This window comes from Flindersiella endophytica, from assembly GCF_054779015.1.
Genome location: NZ_BAAGYY010000019.1, coordinates 418169 through 434517 on the forward strand (window position 1 = coordinate 418169; position 16349 = coordinate 434517).

Consider the following 16349-nt stretch of genomic DNA (forward strand, 5'->3'; position numbering starts at 1 on the left):
ACGACCTGGAGTCGAATCGCTTTCGAAAACGGTGGACGCGTCCGAGCCGGACGCGTCCACCGTTTCTGTCTGTTGTTGCTTCTGAGGGGGAGGAGTACCTGTGACCCGACCGGGTTTCCTGGACTGGCCGGACTGTCTCAACGCTCGCGACCTCGGCGGCCTGCCACTCGGAGGCGGTGCCAGGGTCCGCCGGGGCGCCCTGGTCCGTTCCGACAACTTCGACCGGCTGACGCCCGCGGGCGTCGCGGCGGTCCGGGCGGCAGGCGTGAGCCGGATCGTCGACATACGTACGCCGGGGGAGTGCGAGCGCTATCCGTCGGCGTTCGCCACCGACCCGCTCCGGCGCAACCACCCGGTGAACGTCGCCGATGAGCCCTACGACACCACGCTCGACCTGGCGAGCCTGTACCTCCAGACGCTCGACTTCAACGCTGCTCGCTACGCCTCCGCCGTCGGCGCGATCGCCGACGCACCGCCCGGGTGTGTCGTCGTGCACTGCCATGCCGGGAAGGACCGGACCGGCATGGTCGTCGCGCTCGCGTTGACGCTGGCCGGCGCAGAGCCCGCGGCGGTCGCGGACGACTACGCCGTGGTCGGTGTGCCCGACGTGATGCAGCTGGTCGGAGGCTCCGGGCCGGCGACCTCTCCCGACCTCGAGGCCCCCAGGGCTGAGACCATGCTCGCCGTACTGGAGGCGCTGCGGGCCGATCATGGCGGTGTCGAGGGCTTCCTGGGCCGCGCCGGGCTGGCCGCGGACCGGATCCAGGCACTTCGGGAGCGGCTGCGGGCACCGTCCTGACTGTGGTTGGCGGTGGTTGGGCCGAGAACCGACCGGCTTGCCTGCTTCGGCCGCGTTCATATGCTTTTCATCTCGCTTTGTGCGAGTGGGCCCGCACGCACCCGATTCCCCTCTAGGATTCCGGGGTGGCAGAGCACCGCTTCAGGCACGTGCGGCCGCGCGGTGCGCGCCGGCTTGCGCCGCTGCAGCCTGCCTGGACCCGCAAGGGATGGGCGCTGCTGCTGGCCCGCTTCCTGACCAGGGTGAGCGATGATCGCTCGGCCCGGCGCTGGACGGTGCTGTCGGCCACCGCGTTCGTGTTCGTCCTCGCGGCCGCGTTCGGCATCGGCATCCCATCGGCCAGGCAGACCCTGACCCAGCCGCCCGTTCCGGAGCAGGCCGCGGAGAGCAGTGACACCGCCGCTTCCGCCGGCACACTCGCCGGCCGGCTGTCGGCCACCCGGGTCGACGAGGCCGAGCAACTGCTGCAACGGCAGGCCGCGGCCGTCCGAAAGGGCGACCGGGCGGCATACCTCGCCACGATCGACCCGCGGTCGAAGAGCTTCGCCAAGCTCGCGGCTCGCACCTACGACAACCTCCGCCGCCTCGAAGTGGCGGAGCTGCGGTTCAGCCGGCCGGTCGAGGACGCGGGCGGCCTGACGCCGGACCGCCGTCGCGAGCTCGGCGGCACCGCCTGGCTCGGCGAGGTCGAGAGCACGATCCGGCTCACCGGCATCGACTCGGAACCCTGGGTCGCCAAGCTGCGGATGGTCTTCGTCGAACGCGACGACAAGGTCTACCTCGCGGCCGACCAGGAAGGCATCTCCTCGAGCCAGCCGCTGCCGTTGTGGCTGACCGACGAGGTGACGGTCATCCGCGACGAGCACAGCATCGTGGTCGGCTCCGGCCCGGTCGACCGGCTGCGGGCCTACGCGCGTACCGCCGACCGCGCGGTTCCCCGCGTCACCGACGTCTGGGGCGACGACTGGACACAGCACGTCGTGATCCTCGTGCCACGTACCCAGCGGGAGATGGAGCGGCTGATCGGCGCGGAGGCCGGCAGCCAGAACGCGGTCGCCGCCGTAACGACCTCGGTCGGTCGCGCCAACGCCCGGCGGGCCTCCCACATCGTCGTCAACCCCAGCACGTTCGGCGAGGTCGGCCCGCTCGGCCGGCTGGTCGTGCTGACCCACGAGACCACCCACGTCGCGAGCCACGCGACCGTGAGCGGCATGCCGATGTGGCTGTCCGAGGGCTTCGCCGACTACGTCGGGTTCAAGGAGGCCGGCCTGTCGACCTCGGTGGTGGCGGAGGAGCTGTTCGACTCCATACGCGCGGAGGGCGCACCGAGCCAGCTGCCCGACGGCAACGACTTCGACCCGCGAATCGACCACCTGGACCGCGCGTACGAGTCGGCGTGGCTGGCCTGCCGCTACATCGCCGCGCACTGGAGCCAGGACACGCTGGTGAAGTTCTACCGAGCGATGGACAGCGCGCCCACCAAGTCGGCGCAGCAGGCGCTCTACTCCGACCTGCTCGGCGTCACCCAGGACCAGTTCGTCCAGGGCTGGCGGGAGTACGTCGAGGTCGTAGCCGGCTGAACGCCACGCCGGCGAGGACGAGGCCCGCGAGCGAGACCACCAAGGCCGGCCAGATCTCGAACGGGATCGATCGGCAGGGGTGACAGGACCGCCGGGCCAGGTTGTACGTAGTCAGGACGGAGCCATGCGGGAGCGGCCCGCCCGGTTGCTCAGCGGATGGCGCCGACCCGGGGTCGTTCGTCGGCGGGTGGGTCGGCGGCCGGGTCGGTCTGCTGGGTGAGTGCGGCGCCCTCGACGTCCAGCGTCGGGAGCCAGCGCAGGCAGCGCGGCAGCCACCACGCTCGTTCACCGATCAGGGCCAGCGCGGCCGGCACCAGGATCATCCGGACCACGAACGCGTCCACGAGGATGCCGATCGCCAGGGCGAACGCGACCGACTTGATCGCCGCGTCACCCGAGGGTACGAAGCCGGCGAACACCGAGAACATGATCAGCGCCGCGGCCACGACCACCGGTGCGGCCTGCCGGAACCCCGTGACGATCGCCTCTCGTGGTGCCGCTCCACGGTGGTGGGCCTCGTGCATCCGTGAGACCAGGAAGACCTGGTAGTCCATGGCGAGGCCGAACAGGATGCCGATCACCAGGATCGGCGTGAGGCTGATCAGCGGCCCGGCCGAGTCCAGATTGACGGCCGAGGACAGCCAGCCCCACTGGAACACCGCGACCGTCGCGCCGACGGACGCGCCGACGGTCAGCAGGAAGCCGAGCACACCGACCAGCGGGACCAGCAGCGACCGGAAGACCATCACCAGCAGGATCAACGCCAGGCCCACGACCAGGACCAGGTAGATCGGCAGCGCCCGGTCGAGCGAGAGCGCCACGTCGACGCTGACTGCCGTCGCTCCGGTGACGTACGTCGTGAACCCGTCGAGGCCGGCCAGCTCGTCCCGCAGGTCGCCTACGAGGTCCTCGGTCGCCTGGCTGGTCGGCCCGGACTTCGGGATCACGGTGAGCATCGCCGCGGTGTCGTCGTCGTTGTGGGTGGGCGGTACGACGAACGCGACCTGGCCCGCGATCTCCTGCCCGACCCGCCCGGCCGCGGCAGTGGCGTTGGAGCCCTCGACGAGCACCACCAGCGGGCCGTTGAAGCCGGGCCCGAAGCCGTCGGTGAGCAACTGCTCGGCCCTGGCCTGCGTCGAGCCCTCGGCCGGCGTCTGCACCAGCGTCGTCTGCATGGACGCGGCCGGCACCGCGATGATCCCGAGCACGACGATCGACAGCAGCAACGCCGGAACGCGGTGCCGCGTGACCGTACCGATCCAGCCGCGGTAGAAACCGCGATCGGACGCCGGAGCAGGAGCAGGAACGGCCGAGGTGCCGCGCTGCTTACGCGGCAGCACCCGCCGGCCGAGATAGCTCAGCACCGCCGGGACCAGCGTGATCGCGACCAGCACCGCGACCACGATGGTCAGCGCGGCCGCGATACCCATCTGCGTAAGGAACGGGATGCCGACCACGACCAGCCCGGCCAGCGCGATCACCACGGTGACGCCGGCGGTGACGACCGCCGAGCCCGCCGTTCCGACCGCGGTCCCGATCGCCGTCCCCACATCTGTGCCGCGCCGGAGCTCCTGCCGGTAGCGGTTGACGATGAAGAGCGTGTAGTCGATGCCGACCGCGAGCCCCAGCATCGTGGCCAGGATCGGTGTCGTCGACGACAGGTCCATGAATCCGGTCGCGATCATCACGCCCAGCGCGCCGATGCCGACCCCGACGCCGGCGGTCAGCAGGTTCATCCCCGCGACGATCAGCGAGCCGTACGTCAGCGCGAGGATCACCAACGCGACGACCACACCGGCCGCCTCCGTCACGCCTCCGACGTGCGGGGGCTCGGTCGTGGCGTCACCCGTCACCTCCACCGTGAGCCCGCTCGACGACCGGGCGTCGGCGACGGTGTCCAGCAACGCCCTCTGCTGCTCCTCGGTCACCTCGCCGACGGGAGCGGAGTAGGTCACCGTGCTGTACGCCGTGTCCTGCTCGCGGTTCACCGCGGGCGCCGCCGGGTCCAGCGGGTTGCTCGCGGACGCACCGGGCAGCGCGGACAGCTTGGTCACCAGCGCGGTGATGGCCTGGACGTTCTCCCGGGTCGTCAGCTTCCCGCCGTCCGGTGCCTGCACCACGACGCGGGCGGTCGCGCCGCCGCCGGCGCCGAACTCGTCCTCGATCCGGTCCAGTGCGTTGGTCGACTCCTGGCCCGGAATCGAGAAGCTGCTCGAGGTCGGGCCGGACAACGTGAGAGCGCTCGCCCCCGTGCCGGCGAGCACGACCAGCCAGAGGAGGACGACGATCAGCCGGCGCCGATGTGCGACGAAACCGAGCCGGTACAGCAGACGTGCCACAGGATTCAGGCCTCCACCTGGTCAGAGTCGGATTCAGGGTCGGATTCAGGGTCCGATCGAAGGTCGGACACCGCATCGGCCACCGGGTGGCCGAGCGCGTCGTGACACGTTGCGATGATCAGCGGCCGCCAGGCGGTCTTGTCGCCTACGTGGTTGGCGGCCAGGGAGAGTACGGCGAGCGCGCTCAGCGCTCCGATGACCCGGACCAGGCGTTCCGACCGCGGGTCCCGCGGGTCGGCGCCGAACATCTCGAACACGAGCAGGTCGTCGTCCTCGAGCAGTGCGGTACGCAGCTCAGGTGCGGTGGCCGCCTGGAACGACAGCGCCACGAGTCCCGGCCGGTCCAGCGCGACCTCGGTCAGCAGCTCCAGCAGGCGGCGGTCCCGCGCCGGGCCGGCTGCCGGACCCTCGGCCTGCTCGCGCACGTGCCGGCTCTGTATCCGGCACGCCTCCTGGGCGGCCTCGTAGAGCGCTTCCTTGCTCGGGAAGTGGTGCAGCAGCCCGGCCTTGGACAGGCCGACTGCCTCCGCGATCGCCGAGAGCGACGTGTGCGCGAACCCGTGCTGGGCGAACAGCGCGGCCGCGTGGTCGAGGATCTCCTCGTCTGCGTGCTGCCGGAACGGACGTGTCACGGCTTCGACCGTACAAGCGCTACCTACCGAATCGGTTGGTAAGCCGACCGAATCGGTTGTGACGTTGCTCGCAGGCTCGCGAACGGCGATCGATACATTTGCGCTGTGGCGCGTACTTTGGTGGTAACCAACGACTTCCCGACCAGGCAGGGCGGGATCGAGGCGTTCGTGCTCGCGCTCTGCCAGCGGCTGGACCCGTCCGAGGTGGTGGTCTACACCGCGTCGATGCCGGGGGACCGGGCCTACGACGCCACCCTTCCGTTCCCCGTCGTACGCGACCAGGCCGGAACGCTGCTGCCGACGCCTGCCGTCGGCCGGCGCACCCGGGACGTCCTGCGCGCCGAGGGCTGCGACCGCGTGCTGTTCGGCGCCGCCGCGTCGCTCGGGCTGCTCGCCAAGGGCCTGCGCGAGGCCGGAGCCGAGCGCCTGGCCGGCCTGACCCACGGCCACGAGACGCTGTGGGCCCAGCTTCCGGCCACCCGGCTGGCGCTGCGGCGGATCGGGCGGACCACTGACGTTCTGACCTACCTCGGCGACTACACCCGCTCGGTGATCGCACGGGCACTCGACCCGGACGATGCCGCCCGGATGGTGCGGCTGACGCCGGGCGTCGACACCGAGACGTTCACGCCGAGCGGCGAGGGCGCGGCGGTCCGGGACAAGCTCGGCATTCCTGCCGAGGCGCCGGTCGTCGTCTGCGTCGCCCGGCTGACCGCGCGCAAGGGCCAGGACACGCTGATCCAGGCGTGGCCGCACGTCCTGCACGACATCCCCGACGCGCGGCTGCTGCTGGTCGGCGACGGGCCGCACCGGCCGGCGCTGGAGCGGCTCACCGACGCCCGGGGTGTACGCCACGCCGTGACGTTCGCCGGGCCGGTGCCATGGGCCGAGATCCCGCCGTACTTCAACGCCGGCGACGTGTTCGCCTCGCCGTGCCGTACCCGCTTCGGTGGGCTGGAGCCGGAGGCGCTCGGCATCGTGTTCCTGGAGGCGCAGGCATCCGGACTGCCGGTGATCGTCGGCGACTCCGGGGGCGCTCCCGACGCCGTGCTGCACGGCGAGACGGGGTACGTCGTCGACCCGTACAACCCGGTCGCCGTCGCGGCGAAGGTCACGAGCCTGCTGCGGGACCCGGAACGCGCCCGGGCGATGGGCAAGACCGGCCGCGACTGGGTGCGCGAGGAGTGGTCGTGGACGCGCTCGGTCGAGACGCTGCGGTCGGTGCTGGCCCTCGACTGAGATCCGCCCACGCTGTGCTGCCCTCTACGTGAGTTCTACTCCCAGGTCGCGGTCTCGGGGTCGATGCCGTGGGCGCGTGCGCCGGCGTCGATGCTCTGCCGGAACCAGGTGGCGAGGCCGGAACGGATGCCGTCGTAATGGGCGGCGAATCCCGGATCGGCCTCGAACCTGCGGCCGAGGCAGACCTGCATCTGCCTGGTGAGCGGAAAGTACGAAGCGAAGACTTCGCGGTGCCGCTCGACGAGCTGGTTCGCTTCCGGGCTACCAGGCGTGACACCGGCGTCCATCGCATCGGCGAGGGCGCTTTCGAGGCCGGCGACGGCGTCGGCGATGGCCTGCCATTCCTCCGGACCGCGACCGGCTGAACCCTCGGCGTACTGGAGCCACTGCTTCGTGTCGCTGTAACGCTGCCGGGCTTCGGCGGGCCAGTCCGGGTTCCACTGCGGGCCGAAGATCGCGGCCTGCTGCTCGGCGGTCAGCAGCAGGCCGCGATCGTGGGCGTCGATCATCCGGTCCAGTCCGGCGCTGAGCCGCTGGAGGCGGTCGATCCGCTCGGCGAGCTGGGTGCGCTGTGCGCGCAACGCACTGGGCACGTCCACGGCCGAGTCGTCCAGGACGACCCGGATCTTGTCCAGGTCGAGGCCGACCTCGCGGTAGACGACGATGCGGTGCAGGCGTTCCAGATCGGTGGCGGTGTAGAGCCGGTACCCGGCAGCCGTGCGCAGCGACGGTCGCGCCAGGCCGATCTCGTCCCAGTGGTGCAGGGCGCGTACCGTCACGCCCAGCCGCGCCGAGACTTGGCCGACGGTCAGGCCGGCGTCGTCCTCGGCATCCGAGGCATCCTCGGCATCCGAGGCATCCGAGGCATCCGAGGCATCCGGGGCATCGGGGGCGTCGACGGCATCAGGCATGCTCCCTATCCTCACCCGGTGGGGTGATCCCGACGGCTGCGAGGTTGCGCGCCTCCTCGCTGGCCGGGTCGAAGGGCTTGGCAGCGGTGAGAACGATCCGTGCGTTCTCGGGCGTGATCACCTCCACGTCGCGAGTGTTCCAGGGCGTGTCGCGTGGACCGTCGACCGAGCTCGGGCGCAACGTACGACAGGCGTCGGCGAGGGAATCGACCTGGCTGAGCACGCACGCGAAGCTGAAGCTGATCGCCGGCGCCTGCTCCGGAACGCTCGCCGCCGCGACGAGCAGGACGTCCTGGAACGCCCACCGGCGCAGATGCACGAGTCTGCCGGGGATGCCGAACAGCTCGACGAACCCGAGCCCGCGCGTCCAGAAGCCGACCGACGCCGCCAGGTCGGTCGTGGGGATCGTCGCGAACGAGGGCATTCCGTAGATGCCGAGAAACAGCTCCGGCGGAACCGCGTCCGGGCCGGGCGGGGGCACAGGGCTCATCTCGAACGCGTCGTAGTAGTCGCTCATGCGGCCACCTTTCAGCCTCACGCCGCGTGAGGGTCAAGCCGATTACGCCGACAGTCGGGATTCCTAGCGAGCGACGACGGTGAACTCCGCGGTGCGGATCCGGCCCTGGTGGCGGAAGTCCAGGAACAGCCGGTAGGTGCCGGCCGAGGGCACCTCGGTGTCGAACGTGACGGTCGGCCCGGCCCGGCCCGCACTGCTGGGCTCCGGATGAACGTGGAGATAGGCCAGGTCACCCGACCGGAGGACGACCAGGTGGCCGTACGACTCGAGGTACGGCTCCAGGTCGGTGACCGGCCGCCCGGCTCTGGAGATGGTGAACGTCAGCCGGCTCCGCCGGCCGGGCGTGAGCGTCCCGGTTCGCTGGATCGTGTAGCCGGACAGGCCGGCGACCAGGCGCTCGGACGGCAGCGCGCGCGGCACCTGGTTGCCCGGCACGGTGAGGTCCGCGCCCAGCGTCAGCGGCGCCGCGCGCCCGGCCGGCTGGAAGTCGGCGAACACGCGATAGGTGCCGGCGCGGGCGAACGCCAGCACCGCCGTCCAGGTGCCGTCGGGGGAGAGACCGGGGTGCAGGTGGCGGTAGTACGTCAGGTCGCGGCGGATGACCACGAGGTGGAGCGGCTTGCCGTGCCTGGCGGTGAACGCCGTCGCCGGCCTGCCGTCCGGTCCGATGATCTGGAATGTCAGGCGGGCGGCCCGGCGTACGGCCGGGGCGGCGGAGGTGAGGCGGAGTGTGTAGCCGGCCTCGGCGACCTGGAGCCCGCCGGGCATCGCCGCGGGGGCGGGCTCGTTCGGATGGGTCGGTGCCGGCCCGTCAGTGGGCCGGGGCTGGTGAGTCCGCGAGTGCGTCGGGCCGGCGCTTGGCGAGTGCGTCGGGCCGGTCGTCGGCCGGCTGGTGTGGTCTTCGGTCGGCCCGGCCATCGCCAGGTGTCCCTGGGGACCCGCGCTCAACAGTGGCTCGGCCACCCGGCCGATACCGGCTGCGACGACGAACATCGCTGCGAGCCCGACGAGGTACGTCGCGATCTTCAGCGGTATCTGCATGGCGGCCCACCACCTCTGCGCAAGGTGCCGCCCTGGTTCTTCCCGGCCCGACCGGCCTTGCCACCTCACATCTGATGAGTACGGTGGCTGTCGTGCCCGTTGTGGATCTCGCCGACGACTCGTTCGTCGCCGCGCCGCCGGCGGTGGTGGCGCCGAGCATCGCCGCCGCGGCGTTCTGGCGGTCCTGCTGGCCCGGCCTGGAGCTCACCGCCCACCACGACAGGGGCATCGAGGGCGTGCGGTGGTACGTCCGCGGCGCGCTGACCGGCACCGCGGAGGTCTGGCTGGAGCCCTACTGGGAGGGCGACGGCACGCTCGTCCACGTCTTCCTGCGCGCCGATCCGGACGACGGCCGCCGCCGCTCGGCGGCTCAGGTCCAGCGGCTCAACCGGAGATACGCGGTGGACCTGAAACGTTCCCTGTTCGTGCTGAAAGACCAGGTAGAAAAGCTGCACGCGGGCTGACTCAGGGGAACTTGGCAACCTCCCAGCCAACGGGGGTGGCTGAGATTAGGCTGCCGACATGGCTACGAATGTTGTATTGGCGATCGGGACCAGAAAGGGACTCTTCCTGGCCCGTTCCGCCGACCGGTCCGCGTGGGACGTCACGGGGCCACACCTCCCGATGCAGGAGGTCTACGCCATCGGCATCGACGCCCGCACCCGGGCCGACGGCCGTCCGCCCAGGTTGCTCGTGGGCGCGAGCAGCTCCCACTGGGGACCGAGCGTTGCCACCAGCGACGACCTCGGCGCCACCTGGAACGAGCCCGAGACCGCGCCCATCTCGTTCCCCGAAGACACCGAGGCCTCGCTCGAGCGGGTCTGGCAGCTGAGTCCGGGCCCGGCCGACCAGCCGGAGGTCGTCTACGCCGGCGTCGAGCCCACCGCGCTGTTCCGGTCCAACGACAGCGGCAAGAGTTTCGACCTCGTACGCGGGCTGTGGGATCACCCGCACCACAAGGACTGGGGCCCTGGCGCCGGCGGCGCCGCGATCCACACCGTGCTGCCGCATCCGGGCGGCAAGCGGGTCACGATCGCGATGTCGACCGGTGGCGTCTACGTCAGCGACGACGACTGCGCGACCTGGGACGCACGCAACGCCGGCATCCGGGCCGTCCACGTGCCCGAGGACCAGCAGTTCCCCGAGTTCGGGCAGTGTGTGCACAAGGTCGCGGTCCACCCCGACCGGCCGGAGCAGCTGTTCACGCAGGTCCACCACGGCGTCTACCGTTCCGACGACGGCGGCTCGACCTGGGAGTCGATCGCCGACGGGCTGCCCGGTGACTTCGGCTTCGCGATGGTGGTGCACCCGCACCGGCCCGGCGTGATCTACAACTTCCCGCTCGAGGCAGACATGCGGCGCTACCCGCCCGAGGGCAAGGCGCGGGTCTACCGCAGTGAGGACGCCGGCCAGACCTGGACAGCTCTGTCCGACGGCCTGCCCGAGCAGTTCTACGTCTCCGTTCTGCGCGACGCGCTGGCCTGTGACGACGCCGACCCGGCCGGGGTCTACTTCGGCACTCGTTCCGGCGAGGTCTACGCCAGTCCCGACGAGGGCGACAGCTGGCAGCAGGTCGTGGCGCACCTGCCCGACGTGGTGTGCGTCCGCGCGGCGCGGGTCGACTGAGCCGGATCTGGAAGTGGATTCTGACTGATGCAGGTCACAGTGCGAGTTCCAAGCGTGCTGCGAGCCGAGTGCGGCGGCGCCTCGGTGCTAGAAATGGAACTGAGCGAAACCGCCACACTTGGCGTACTTTTCGGCCGGCTGGCCGAGGCCCATCCGAGGCTGGAGCGGCGAGTACGCGACGAGCAGGGTGAGGTGCGGCGTTTCGTCAACGTTTATGTCAACGGTGACGAGTCGCGGCACCTGGGCGGCATGTCGGCGAGCCTGAACGATGGTGCGGTCGTTCAGATCATTCCGTCGGTCGCGGGTGGTTGAGCTCACGACGTGGACACGCGGCTGGCGTTTTCGGGCCGCGTGAAGGGGCGACCAGCAGGGAGGGCGACAACCATGAACGAGGCTCGGCGCGCGCCGGCCATCGTACGCAGAATGGCGAAGGCGGCGAACACGTTCCTCGCCTCGCTCCGGCCAGAACAACGTGCGGTGGCCACGGCGAGATTCGACGTGGCAGACCACAAGGCGTGGACCTATCTTCCTGGTCCGCGTCCTGGACTGTCCCTGGCCGAGATGACGAGTGAGCAGCAGGCGTACGCGCTTGACCTGCTCGACATCGGATGCAGTCCGATGGGTGTGCAAACCGCGCGGGCGATCATGCAACTCGATGGGATCCTGCGCGCGATCGAACAGCAGGCCGACAAGCCTGGCTGGGAACGCCGCCATCCCGAGCACTACTGGATCCGCGTGCTCGGCGAGCCCGGCGGCGCGGAGCCGTGGGCGTGGCGGATCAACGGGCACCACCTCGCGGTGCACCTGACCATCGTCGAAGACTCGATCGCGGTGACCCCGCAGTTCTTCGGCGCCAACCCCGCCCGGGTTCCGTCCGGGCCGCATCAGGGCCTGCGCACGCTGCCAGGCGAGGAAGACCTCGCCCGTAATCTTCTGGCGGCGCTGAACACCGCGCAACGCAAGGCGGCCATGACCCAAGCCGTCGCACCCGACGACATCCTGACCCGCCGTGACCCGGTGGCCGATCCGACGGTGATCCCGCGCGGCCTGGCCTACGGCGACATGCACGAGATGCAGCGCGATCTGCTGCGCCGGCTGATCCGGCTGTACTTCGACCACACCACTCCGGAAGCGGCCAACGCGGCGTGGAAACGGGCCGAGGACTCCGGCCTGGAGACGGTGACGTTCACCTGGGCCGGCAGCGACCGGCCGGGGGACCCGCACTACTACGCCGTGCTCGGGCCGACGTTCCTGCTGGAGTACGACAACGTGCAGGACAACGCCAACCACATCCACACCGTGTGGCGCGACCTGGACGGCGACTGGGGCGAGGATCTGCTGGCGGCGCACTACGCCGCGCACCAGCACTGAGCGCGCTCTGATCGAGGCGGGCCGGGCACGAGCGTTTCGTGCCCGGCCCGCCTCTTTGTCGTTTCTTCAGACGGCGAAGAGCAGGGCGGCGTTGACCAGCATCACCATGGCGGTGGCGAAATGGATGCCGAACGCGACCGCTTTGGTGCCGCCGTTGCGCAGCACGATCATCATGTCGCCCAGCGGGGCGATCGCCGCGACCAACATGAACCAGGCCTCGGCGTGGGCGCCGGCGAAGGCGAGCAGGGCCAGGCCGACCAGGCCGAAGGTGCCGTCACGCACGCCCTTGATCGTCAGATAGGCGGGGTCGCCGGCACCGTCCGGCTTGGCCGGCACGCCATAGCCGGCGGCTGCGGCCTGAGGGGTGAGCAGGAAGCGGGCACCGACGTACACGAGGAGCAGGTTGAGGGCGATCGCGAGGCCGTAGGCGATGGGGGACAGCATGATCTCTCCAATTTCTAGCGCTGCTAGGAATGGTAGCGACGCTAGCATGTCGTTGCTAGAAAAGCTAGCGATGCTAGAGTCCGTTGTCATGACGATCCAGGCGCGCCGGGAGCGCGAGCGGGCGGAGCGGGAGCAGCTGATCATCGAGTCGGCTCGGGAGCTGGCCGAGGCCGAAGGCTGGGACGCGGTGACGACCCGGCGGCTGGCCGAGCGGGTGGGGTACAGCCAGCCCGTGCTCTACAGCCATTTCGCCGGAGGCAAGAGCGCGATCATGGCAGCGGTCGCGTTGGAAGGCTTCGCGAGCCTGGCCGATGAGTTGCGCGCCGCCCGATCGAAGGCGGGCGGCCCGCGCGAGGAGGTCGCCGCCATCGGCACCGCCTACACCGCGTTCGCCGGCCGCCATCCGGCGCTCTACGACGTGATGTTCGGCCAGGCCGTCGACCTGCCGTTCGCCACGGCCGAGGCGCCGCCTGCGCTACAGGCGGGGTTCAACGAGATCGCCGAAGCCATCCGCCCGTTCGCCGCCGCAGACGACCTCGTCCTGTTGACCGAGACCTACTGGGCGGCCCTCCACGGCCTGATCACGCTCGCCCGTGGCGGCCGGCTCCCGAAACAAGCACAAGCCCGGAGACTCGAGCTCCTGCTGGACCGCTTCACCGTCTAGGCCCGGACCGCCCTACGCGCGGAGCGGCGGCTCGCCGTTCAGGCCGGGGCGGAGCATCAGCGTCAGCGCCCAGTCCTGGTCGTTGGCCAGCGGATCCGCGACGTAGCCGGGCAGGTCGTCGATCGCGGAGGGGAAGACGAATGCGCACGACGCTCCGCCGTCCGCGGTGAAGTCGGCCAGGTTGGCCAGGCAGACGTCCCGGATCACTGCCTCGAGGTCGACGCCCTCCCAGCCCGCCGGCAGGTCGACGTCGGCCGGCCAGTCACGCAGGGCACGGGCCGACAGCACGCTCCAGTAGTGCGGGAACGTGTCACCCCACAGGCGCAGCTTCCCGAACCAGTAGCCGTCCCAGTGCCGGATCGATACGTTCCGCAGCCGCACGTGCGGCTGCCGACCCGCGAAGGCCAGGAGCCACGGCAGCGTCGTCCGCAGCGAGTCGTGGAGGGCGGGCTCGGGAGAGATGCGCCACGCCCCCTCCAGGATCGACAGCAGCGGCGCCACCATCGACTGCTCGTACGCCACCTCGTGCGCCGGCAGCTCCGACCCCAGCGCCGCGAACGCGAGCCCGTGCGAGACCAGGCGGCCGCGCAGCCGGTCGGCGTCGGCCGTGCGTCCGTGCTCCGAGCACAGCCCGGCCACCCGGTGCACCGCCTCCGCGACGCCGATCGCGAGGAAGCCCTCGCCGCCGTCCTCGTAGTAGGCATCGAGGATCGCGACCGCCCGGGTCAGATCCTCCGGATCGCCGAAGCCGGTGAACAGCTCGGCGAACAGCTGCGCGAACCACGGGTTGTTGTAGAGCCGCTCGGTCCGGCTCGACGTACTGCTGTCGCGCACGCGGCCGTCCGGGCGCACGATGTGCTCGACGCAGAATCCCTTGTACGCGAGCAAAGCGCGGTCGGCCTCGGCAGCGTCGGCGAGCCAGCCGTGCGCGCGGGCGGTGAGCAGCAGGTGCGCCATGCCGACCCGCTCGCGGGCGTCGTTCCAGTCGGCCCAGCCGAGGTCGTGTGGGAGCCGCAGCCCGGTCGAGGTGTCGTACGGCACGAACGCCGCGGCCCGGCTGCCGTCCCGTTCGACCGCACGGTGGTTTCGGAGCACGGCCTCGACCCGGCGGCCGACCAGCTCCGCCAGTGGCGTGTGATGGAGTACGGCCACCCGCGAGCGCCGGCCGTCGGCGTGGGCGACGTCCTGGTGGGTGATGCCGTGTGTGCCGGACTCGACCGCGACCTCGCCGTTGTCGTTCGCATGCAGGGAGATCGGCGTGCCCGTGGCGGCGGCCAGCACGTCCGCGGCGATCGTCGAACGCCGCCCGCCCAGCGCGGCGGCCACGTCGGCGGTCCAGCCGATCTCCCAGCCGAGCGCGAGCTCCTCACCGGGCGCGAGCGCCAACTCCGGCTGGCCACCGAACGCGTGCGGTGCCCGGGCGTGGTCGGTCGCGTGCAGCTGCAGGACACCGCGGACGTTGGACGACGTACCGATGTGCCGGCCGGCTACGGAGTAGGCCCACAGCTCGCCTTCGGTCAGGTCCAGCGCGAGCACCGGTGCCGCGCCGTCCATCCGGATCGCCACCAGCCATGACTCGGCGCCGCCGGTCCACACGTGCGCGTGGCAGCTCTCGAGCAGCACCTGCTTGGCCGGCCCGTAGACGTCGCGGATCGGCGTGGTGACCGCGAACGACCCGACCGTGACCGGTGACGGTGTGGTGTTGCGCAGGACGTACCGCTCGCGCCAGCTCTCGCCGAACTCCCGCGTGGTCTCCACGACCAGCCCGTCGACCGGCTCGTGCCGCAAGGACACAACGCTGTCGCCGAGCGAAACCGAAGCAGGCCGTGCGAACCGTCCCGACCCGGCGTCGGTGATCAGCAACCCGGTGCCCCACCGCCACTCCGGCCCGAACCAGCCGACCCCGCTGTCGAGCACGGCGTTCAGCGCCGGATGCAACCGATGCTTGACGCCGACGACCAGTCCGTCGTCGTCGACCTCGACAGTGCCGTCACCACAGGGATACGCGCGCATGGTGCAGCACCTTAGCCTTGCTGCCATGCGGATGACGAAGTTCACGCACGCCTGCGTACGCCTCGACGACGGTGATCGCTCGCTGGTCATCGACCCCGGCGGCTGGGGCGATCCGGGTGTGCTCGACGGCGTCGACTCCGTGCTGGTCACGCATCTGCACGACGACCACATCGACTACGACCTGGTGATCGAGCACGCGAAGGCGAACCCGCGCCTCCGGATCTGGACCAACGCGCAGGCCGCCGGCGGCTTCGGCGCCGTCGCCGGCCAGGTGACCGTCGTCGAGCCGGGGGAGCGGTTCGACGCGGATGGGTTCGAGGTCCGGACCTACGGCGGACGGCACGCCGCGGTGCACCCCGACTATCCGGTTGTGGCCAACACCGCTTATCTGGTGGAAGATGCGCTCTACCACCCGGGCGACTCGTTCGCCGTGCCGGACGCCACCGTCGACACGCTGCTCGTGCCCGTGCACTCCGGCTGGATGAAGCTCGCGGAGGCGATCGACTTCGTCCGGATGGTACGGCCGCGGCGCTCGTACCCGATCCACGACGGATTCATGAACGACATCGGCAGGCGCAGCGCCGACAACCACCTGCGCAAGCTCGGCCGTACCCACCACGGCCGGCTCGACCCCGGAGACGTCGCGGAGCTGGGGTGAGCCCGGCGCCATCGCCGTGCCAGCACTCCCGCGTAGCCTCCGAGAGATGAGCGAACCGGAACGTGAGACCGCCGCCGGGCCAGGTCTCGGGGCGAGCCTCATCCTCGGGATCGCGTTCGTCCTGTCGGTCTTCCACTACGCCGACAACGTGGCTCGCTTCGACCGCTACGCGCTGAGCCCGGACAGTCCCGTGACCGCGCCCTTCCAGGTTCTGCTGGCCTGGGTGATCTTCACGGTGGCCGGTGTCATCGGGTACGTCCAGCTGCGTCGAGGTCGCTGGTGGCCCGCAGCCGTGCTGGTCGCGTTCTACTCGCTCAGCGGGTTCGTCGGTCTCGGTCACTACGGCGACGCGTCACCCGGCGAGTTCGACGCCCTGCAGAACCTGCTGATCGTGACCGACATTCTGGCGGGGTTCGCCGTACTCGGGCTCGCACTCTGGCTGGTCTTCAAGCGGGCGCTGCCGGCGATGAACCGGGCGTAAATCGTTCGACCACGGCGCCCGGAGCCGGTCAGAC

General features: G+C 70.8%; 17 protein-coding genes. 10 read left to right on the forward strand and 7 right to left on the reverse strand.

All coding sequences use genetic code 11. The features are described 5' to 3' along the window. The first annotated feature begins 100 nt into the window (after positions 1 to 100). Positions 101 to 799, forward strand: coding sequence for a tyrosine-protein phosphatase (locus ACYVF6_RS22600; RefSeq protein WP_460524460.1), 699 nt, complete (start codon positions 101 to 103; stop codon positions 797 to 799). Between the two features lie 125 nt (positions 800 to 924). Beyond that, positions 925 to 2379 carry a hypothetical protein gene (locus ACYVF6_RS22605; protein ID WP_460524461.1) on the forward strand — a complete coding sequence of 485 codons (1455 nt, stop codon included), beginning with the start codon at positions 925 to 927 and terminating at the stop codon, positions 2377 to 2379. A 149-nt stretch (positions 2380 to 2528) separates the two neighbouring features. Here ACYVF6_RS22605 and ACYVF6_RS22610 read toward each other — a convergent pair whose 3' ends face one another. Both ACYVF6_RS22610 and ACYVF6_RS22615 read right to left on the reverse strand, forming a co-directional pair. After that, complete coding sequence (locus tag ACYVF6_RS22610; protein ID WP_460524462.1) at positions 2529 to 4718, reverse strand: MMPL family transporter; 2190 nt, start codon at positions 4716 to 4718, stop codon at positions 2529 to 2531. Between the two features lie 5 nt (positions 4719 to 4723). Continuing rightward, a complete protein-coding gene (locus ACYVF6_RS22615) occupies positions 4724 to 5350 on the reverse strand; it encodes a TetR/AcrR family transcriptional regulator (protein ID WP_460524463.1) in 627 nt (208 codons plus the stop codon). Positions 5351 to 5455: 105 nt separating this feature from the next. On the opposite strand from ACYVF6_RS22615, the gene ACYVF6_RS22620 reads away from it, so the two are divergent. Beyond that, positions 5456 to 6589: a glycosyltransferase family 4 protein gene (locus tag ACYVF6_RS22620; RefSeq protein ID WP_460524464.1), complete on the forward strand. Its 1134-nt coding sequence runs from the start codon at positions 5456 to 5458 to the stop codon at positions 6587 to 6589. A gap of 35 nt (positions 6590 to 6624) precedes the next feature. On the opposite strand, the gene ACYVF6_RS22625 is transcribed toward ACYVF6_RS22620, so the two are convergent. The 3 genes from ACYVF6_RS22625 to ACYVF6_RS22635 form a co-directional block, all read right to left on the reverse strand. Then, on the reverse strand, positions 6625 to 7500 hold the full coding sequence (locus tag ACYVF6_RS22625) for a MerR family transcriptional regulator (RefSeq protein ID WP_460524465.1): 876 nt from the start codon (positions 7498 to 7500) through the stop codon (positions 6625 to 6627). After that, a complete protein-coding gene (locus ACYVF6_RS22630) occupies positions 7493 to 8017 on the reverse strand; it encodes a VOC family protein (protein ID WP_460524466.1) in 525 nt (174 codons plus the stop codon). Before ACYVF6_RS22630 ends, ACYVF6_RS22625 begins: the two co-directional genes overlap by 8 nt. Positions 8018 to 8080: 63 nt before the next feature. Further along, complete coding sequence (locus ACYVF6_RS22635; RefSeq protein ID WP_460524467.1) at positions 8081 to 9058, reverse strand: hypothetical protein; 978 nt, start codon at positions 9056 to 9058, stop codon at positions 8081 to 8083. 92 nt (positions 9059 to 9150) lie between these two features. On the opposite strand from ACYVF6_RS22635, the gene ACYVF6_RS22640 reads away from it, so the two are divergent. The 4 genes from ACYVF6_RS22640 to ACYVF6_RS22655 all read left to right on the forward strand — a co-directional run bounded on the left by ACYVF6_RS22640 (position 9151) and on the right by ACYVF6_RS22655 (position 12055). Beyond that, positions 9151 to 9522: a hypothetical protein gene (locus ACYVF6_RS22640; protein WP_460524468.1), complete on the forward strand. Its 372-nt coding sequence runs from the start codon at positions 9151 to 9153 to the stop codon at positions 9520 to 9522. Positions 9523 to 9580: 58 nt separating this feature from the next. Further along, positions 9581 to 10684 carry a WD40/YVTN/BNR-like repeat-containing protein gene (locus tag ACYVF6_RS22645; protein WP_460524469.1) on the forward strand — a complete coding sequence of 368 codons (1104 nt, stop codon included), beginning with the start codon at positions 9581 to 9583 and terminating at the stop codon, positions 10682 to 10684. Between the two features lie 93 nt (positions 10685 to 10777). Then, positions 10778 to 10996 carry a MoaD/ThiS family protein gene (locus ACYVF6_RS22650; protein ID WP_460524470.1) on the forward strand — a complete coding sequence of 73 codons (219 nt, stop codon included), beginning with the start codon at positions 10778 to 10780 and terminating at the stop codon, positions 10994 to 10996. Positions 10997 to 11068: 72 nt separating this feature from the next. After that, the gene (locus ACYVF6_RS22655) at positions 11069 to 12055 is read left to right on the forward strand and encodes a DUF3500 domain-containing protein (RefSeq protein WP_460524471.1); all 987 of its coding nucleotides are present in this window, start codon (positions 11069 to 11071) and stop codon (positions 12053 to 12055) included. Between the two features lie 66 nt (positions 12056 to 12121). On the opposite strand, the gene ACYVF6_RS22660 is transcribed toward ACYVF6_RS22655, so the two are convergent. Then, positions 12122 to 12499 (reverse strand): DUF4267 domain-containing protein, encoded by a 378-nt coding sequence (locus ACYVF6_RS22660; RefSeq protein WP_460524472.1) that lies wholly within the window; start codon positions 12497 to 12499, stop codon positions 12122 to 12124. An 88-nt stretch (positions 12500 to 12587) separates the two neighbouring features. Here ACYVF6_RS22660 and ACYVF6_RS22665 point away from each other — a divergent pair, with 88 nt between their 5' ends. Continuing rightward, entirely contained in the window at positions 12588 to 13163 is a 576-nt protein-coding gene (locus ACYVF6_RS22665) for a TetR/AcrR family transcriptional regulator (protein WP_460524473.1), read from the forward strand. A gap of 12 nt (positions 13164 to 13175) precedes the next feature. Here the strand turns inward: ACYVF6_RS22665 and ACYVF6_RS22670 are convergent, their stop codons facing one another. Continuing rightward, positions 13176 to 15176 carry a hypothetical protein gene (locus ACYVF6_RS22670; RefSeq protein WP_460524474.1) on the reverse strand — a complete coding sequence of 667 codons (2001 nt, stop codon included), beginning with the start codon at positions 15174 to 15176 and terminating at the stop codon, positions 13176 to 13178. 25 nt (positions 15177 to 15201) lie between these two features. Here ACYVF6_RS22670 and ACYVF6_RS22675 point away from each other — a divergent pair, with 25 nt between their 5' ends. Together ACYVF6_RS22675 and ACYVF6_RS22680 are read left to right on the forward strand one after the other, a co-directional pair. Then, positions 15202 to 15834 (forward strand): MBL fold metallo-hydrolase, encoded by a 633-nt coding sequence (locus ACYVF6_RS22675; RefSeq protein ID WP_460524475.1) that lies wholly within the window; start codon positions 15202 to 15204, stop codon positions 15832 to 15834. Positions 15835 to 15880: 46 nt separating this feature from the next. Then, positions 15881 to 16315 carry a hypothetical protein gene (locus ACYVF6_RS22680; RefSeq protein ID WP_460524476.1) on the forward strand — a complete coding sequence of 145 codons (435 nt, stop codon included), beginning with the start codon at positions 15881 to 15883 and terminating at the stop codon, positions 16313 to 16315. The last annotated feature ends 34 nt before the right edge of the window (positions 16316 to 16349 follow it).

Excerpts from the sequence above, each read along its gene's own strand:
- ACYVF6_RS22625 (WP_460524465.1), bottom strand. The coding sequence starts at position 7,500 with ATGCCTGATGCCGTCGACGCCCCCGATGCCCCGGATGCCTCGGATGCC.
- ACYVF6_RS22630 (WP_460524466.1), bottom strand. The coding sequence starts at position 8,017 with ATGAGCGACTACTACGACGCGTTCGAGATGAGCCCTGTGCCCCCGCCC.
- ACYVF6_RS22635 (WP_460524467.1), bottom strand. The coding sequence starts at position 9,058 with ATGCAGATACCGCTGAAGATCGCGACGTACCTCGTCGGGCTCGCAGCG.
- ACYVF6_RS22645 (WP_460524469.1), top strand. The coding sequence starts at position 9,581 with ATGGCTACGAATGTTGTATTGGCGATCGGGACCAGAAAGGGACTCTTC.
- ACYVF6_RS22650 (WP_460524470.1), top strand. The coding sequence starts at position 10,778 with ATGGAACTGAGCGAAACCGCCACACTTGGCGTACTTTTCGGCCGGCTG.
- ACYVF6_RS22655 (WP_460524471.1), top strand. The coding sequence starts at position 11,069 with ATGAACGAGGCTCGGCGCGCGCCGGCCATCGTACGCAGAATGGCGAAG.
- ACYVF6_RS22660 (WP_460524472.1), bottom strand. The coding sequence starts at position 12,499 with ATGCTGTCCCCCATCGCCTACGGCCTCGCGATCGCCCTCAACCTGCTC.
- ACYVF6_RS22665 (WP_460524473.1), top strand. The coding sequence starts at position 12,588 with ATGACGATCCAGGCGCGCCGGGAGCGCGAGCGGGCGGAGCGGGAGCAG.
- ACYVF6_RS22670 (WP_460524474.1), bottom strand. The coding sequence starts at position 15,176 with ATGCGCGCGTATCCCTGTGGTGACGGCACTGTCGAGGTCGACGACGAC.
- ACYVF6_RS22675 (WP_460524475.1), top strand. The coding sequence starts at position 15,202 with ATGCGGATGACGAAGTTCACGCACGCCTGCGTACGCCTCGACGACGGT.
- ACYVF6_RS22680 (WP_460524476.1), top strand. The coding sequence starts at position 15,881 with ATGAGCGAACCGGAACGTGAGACCGCCGCCGGGCCAGGTCTCGGGGCG.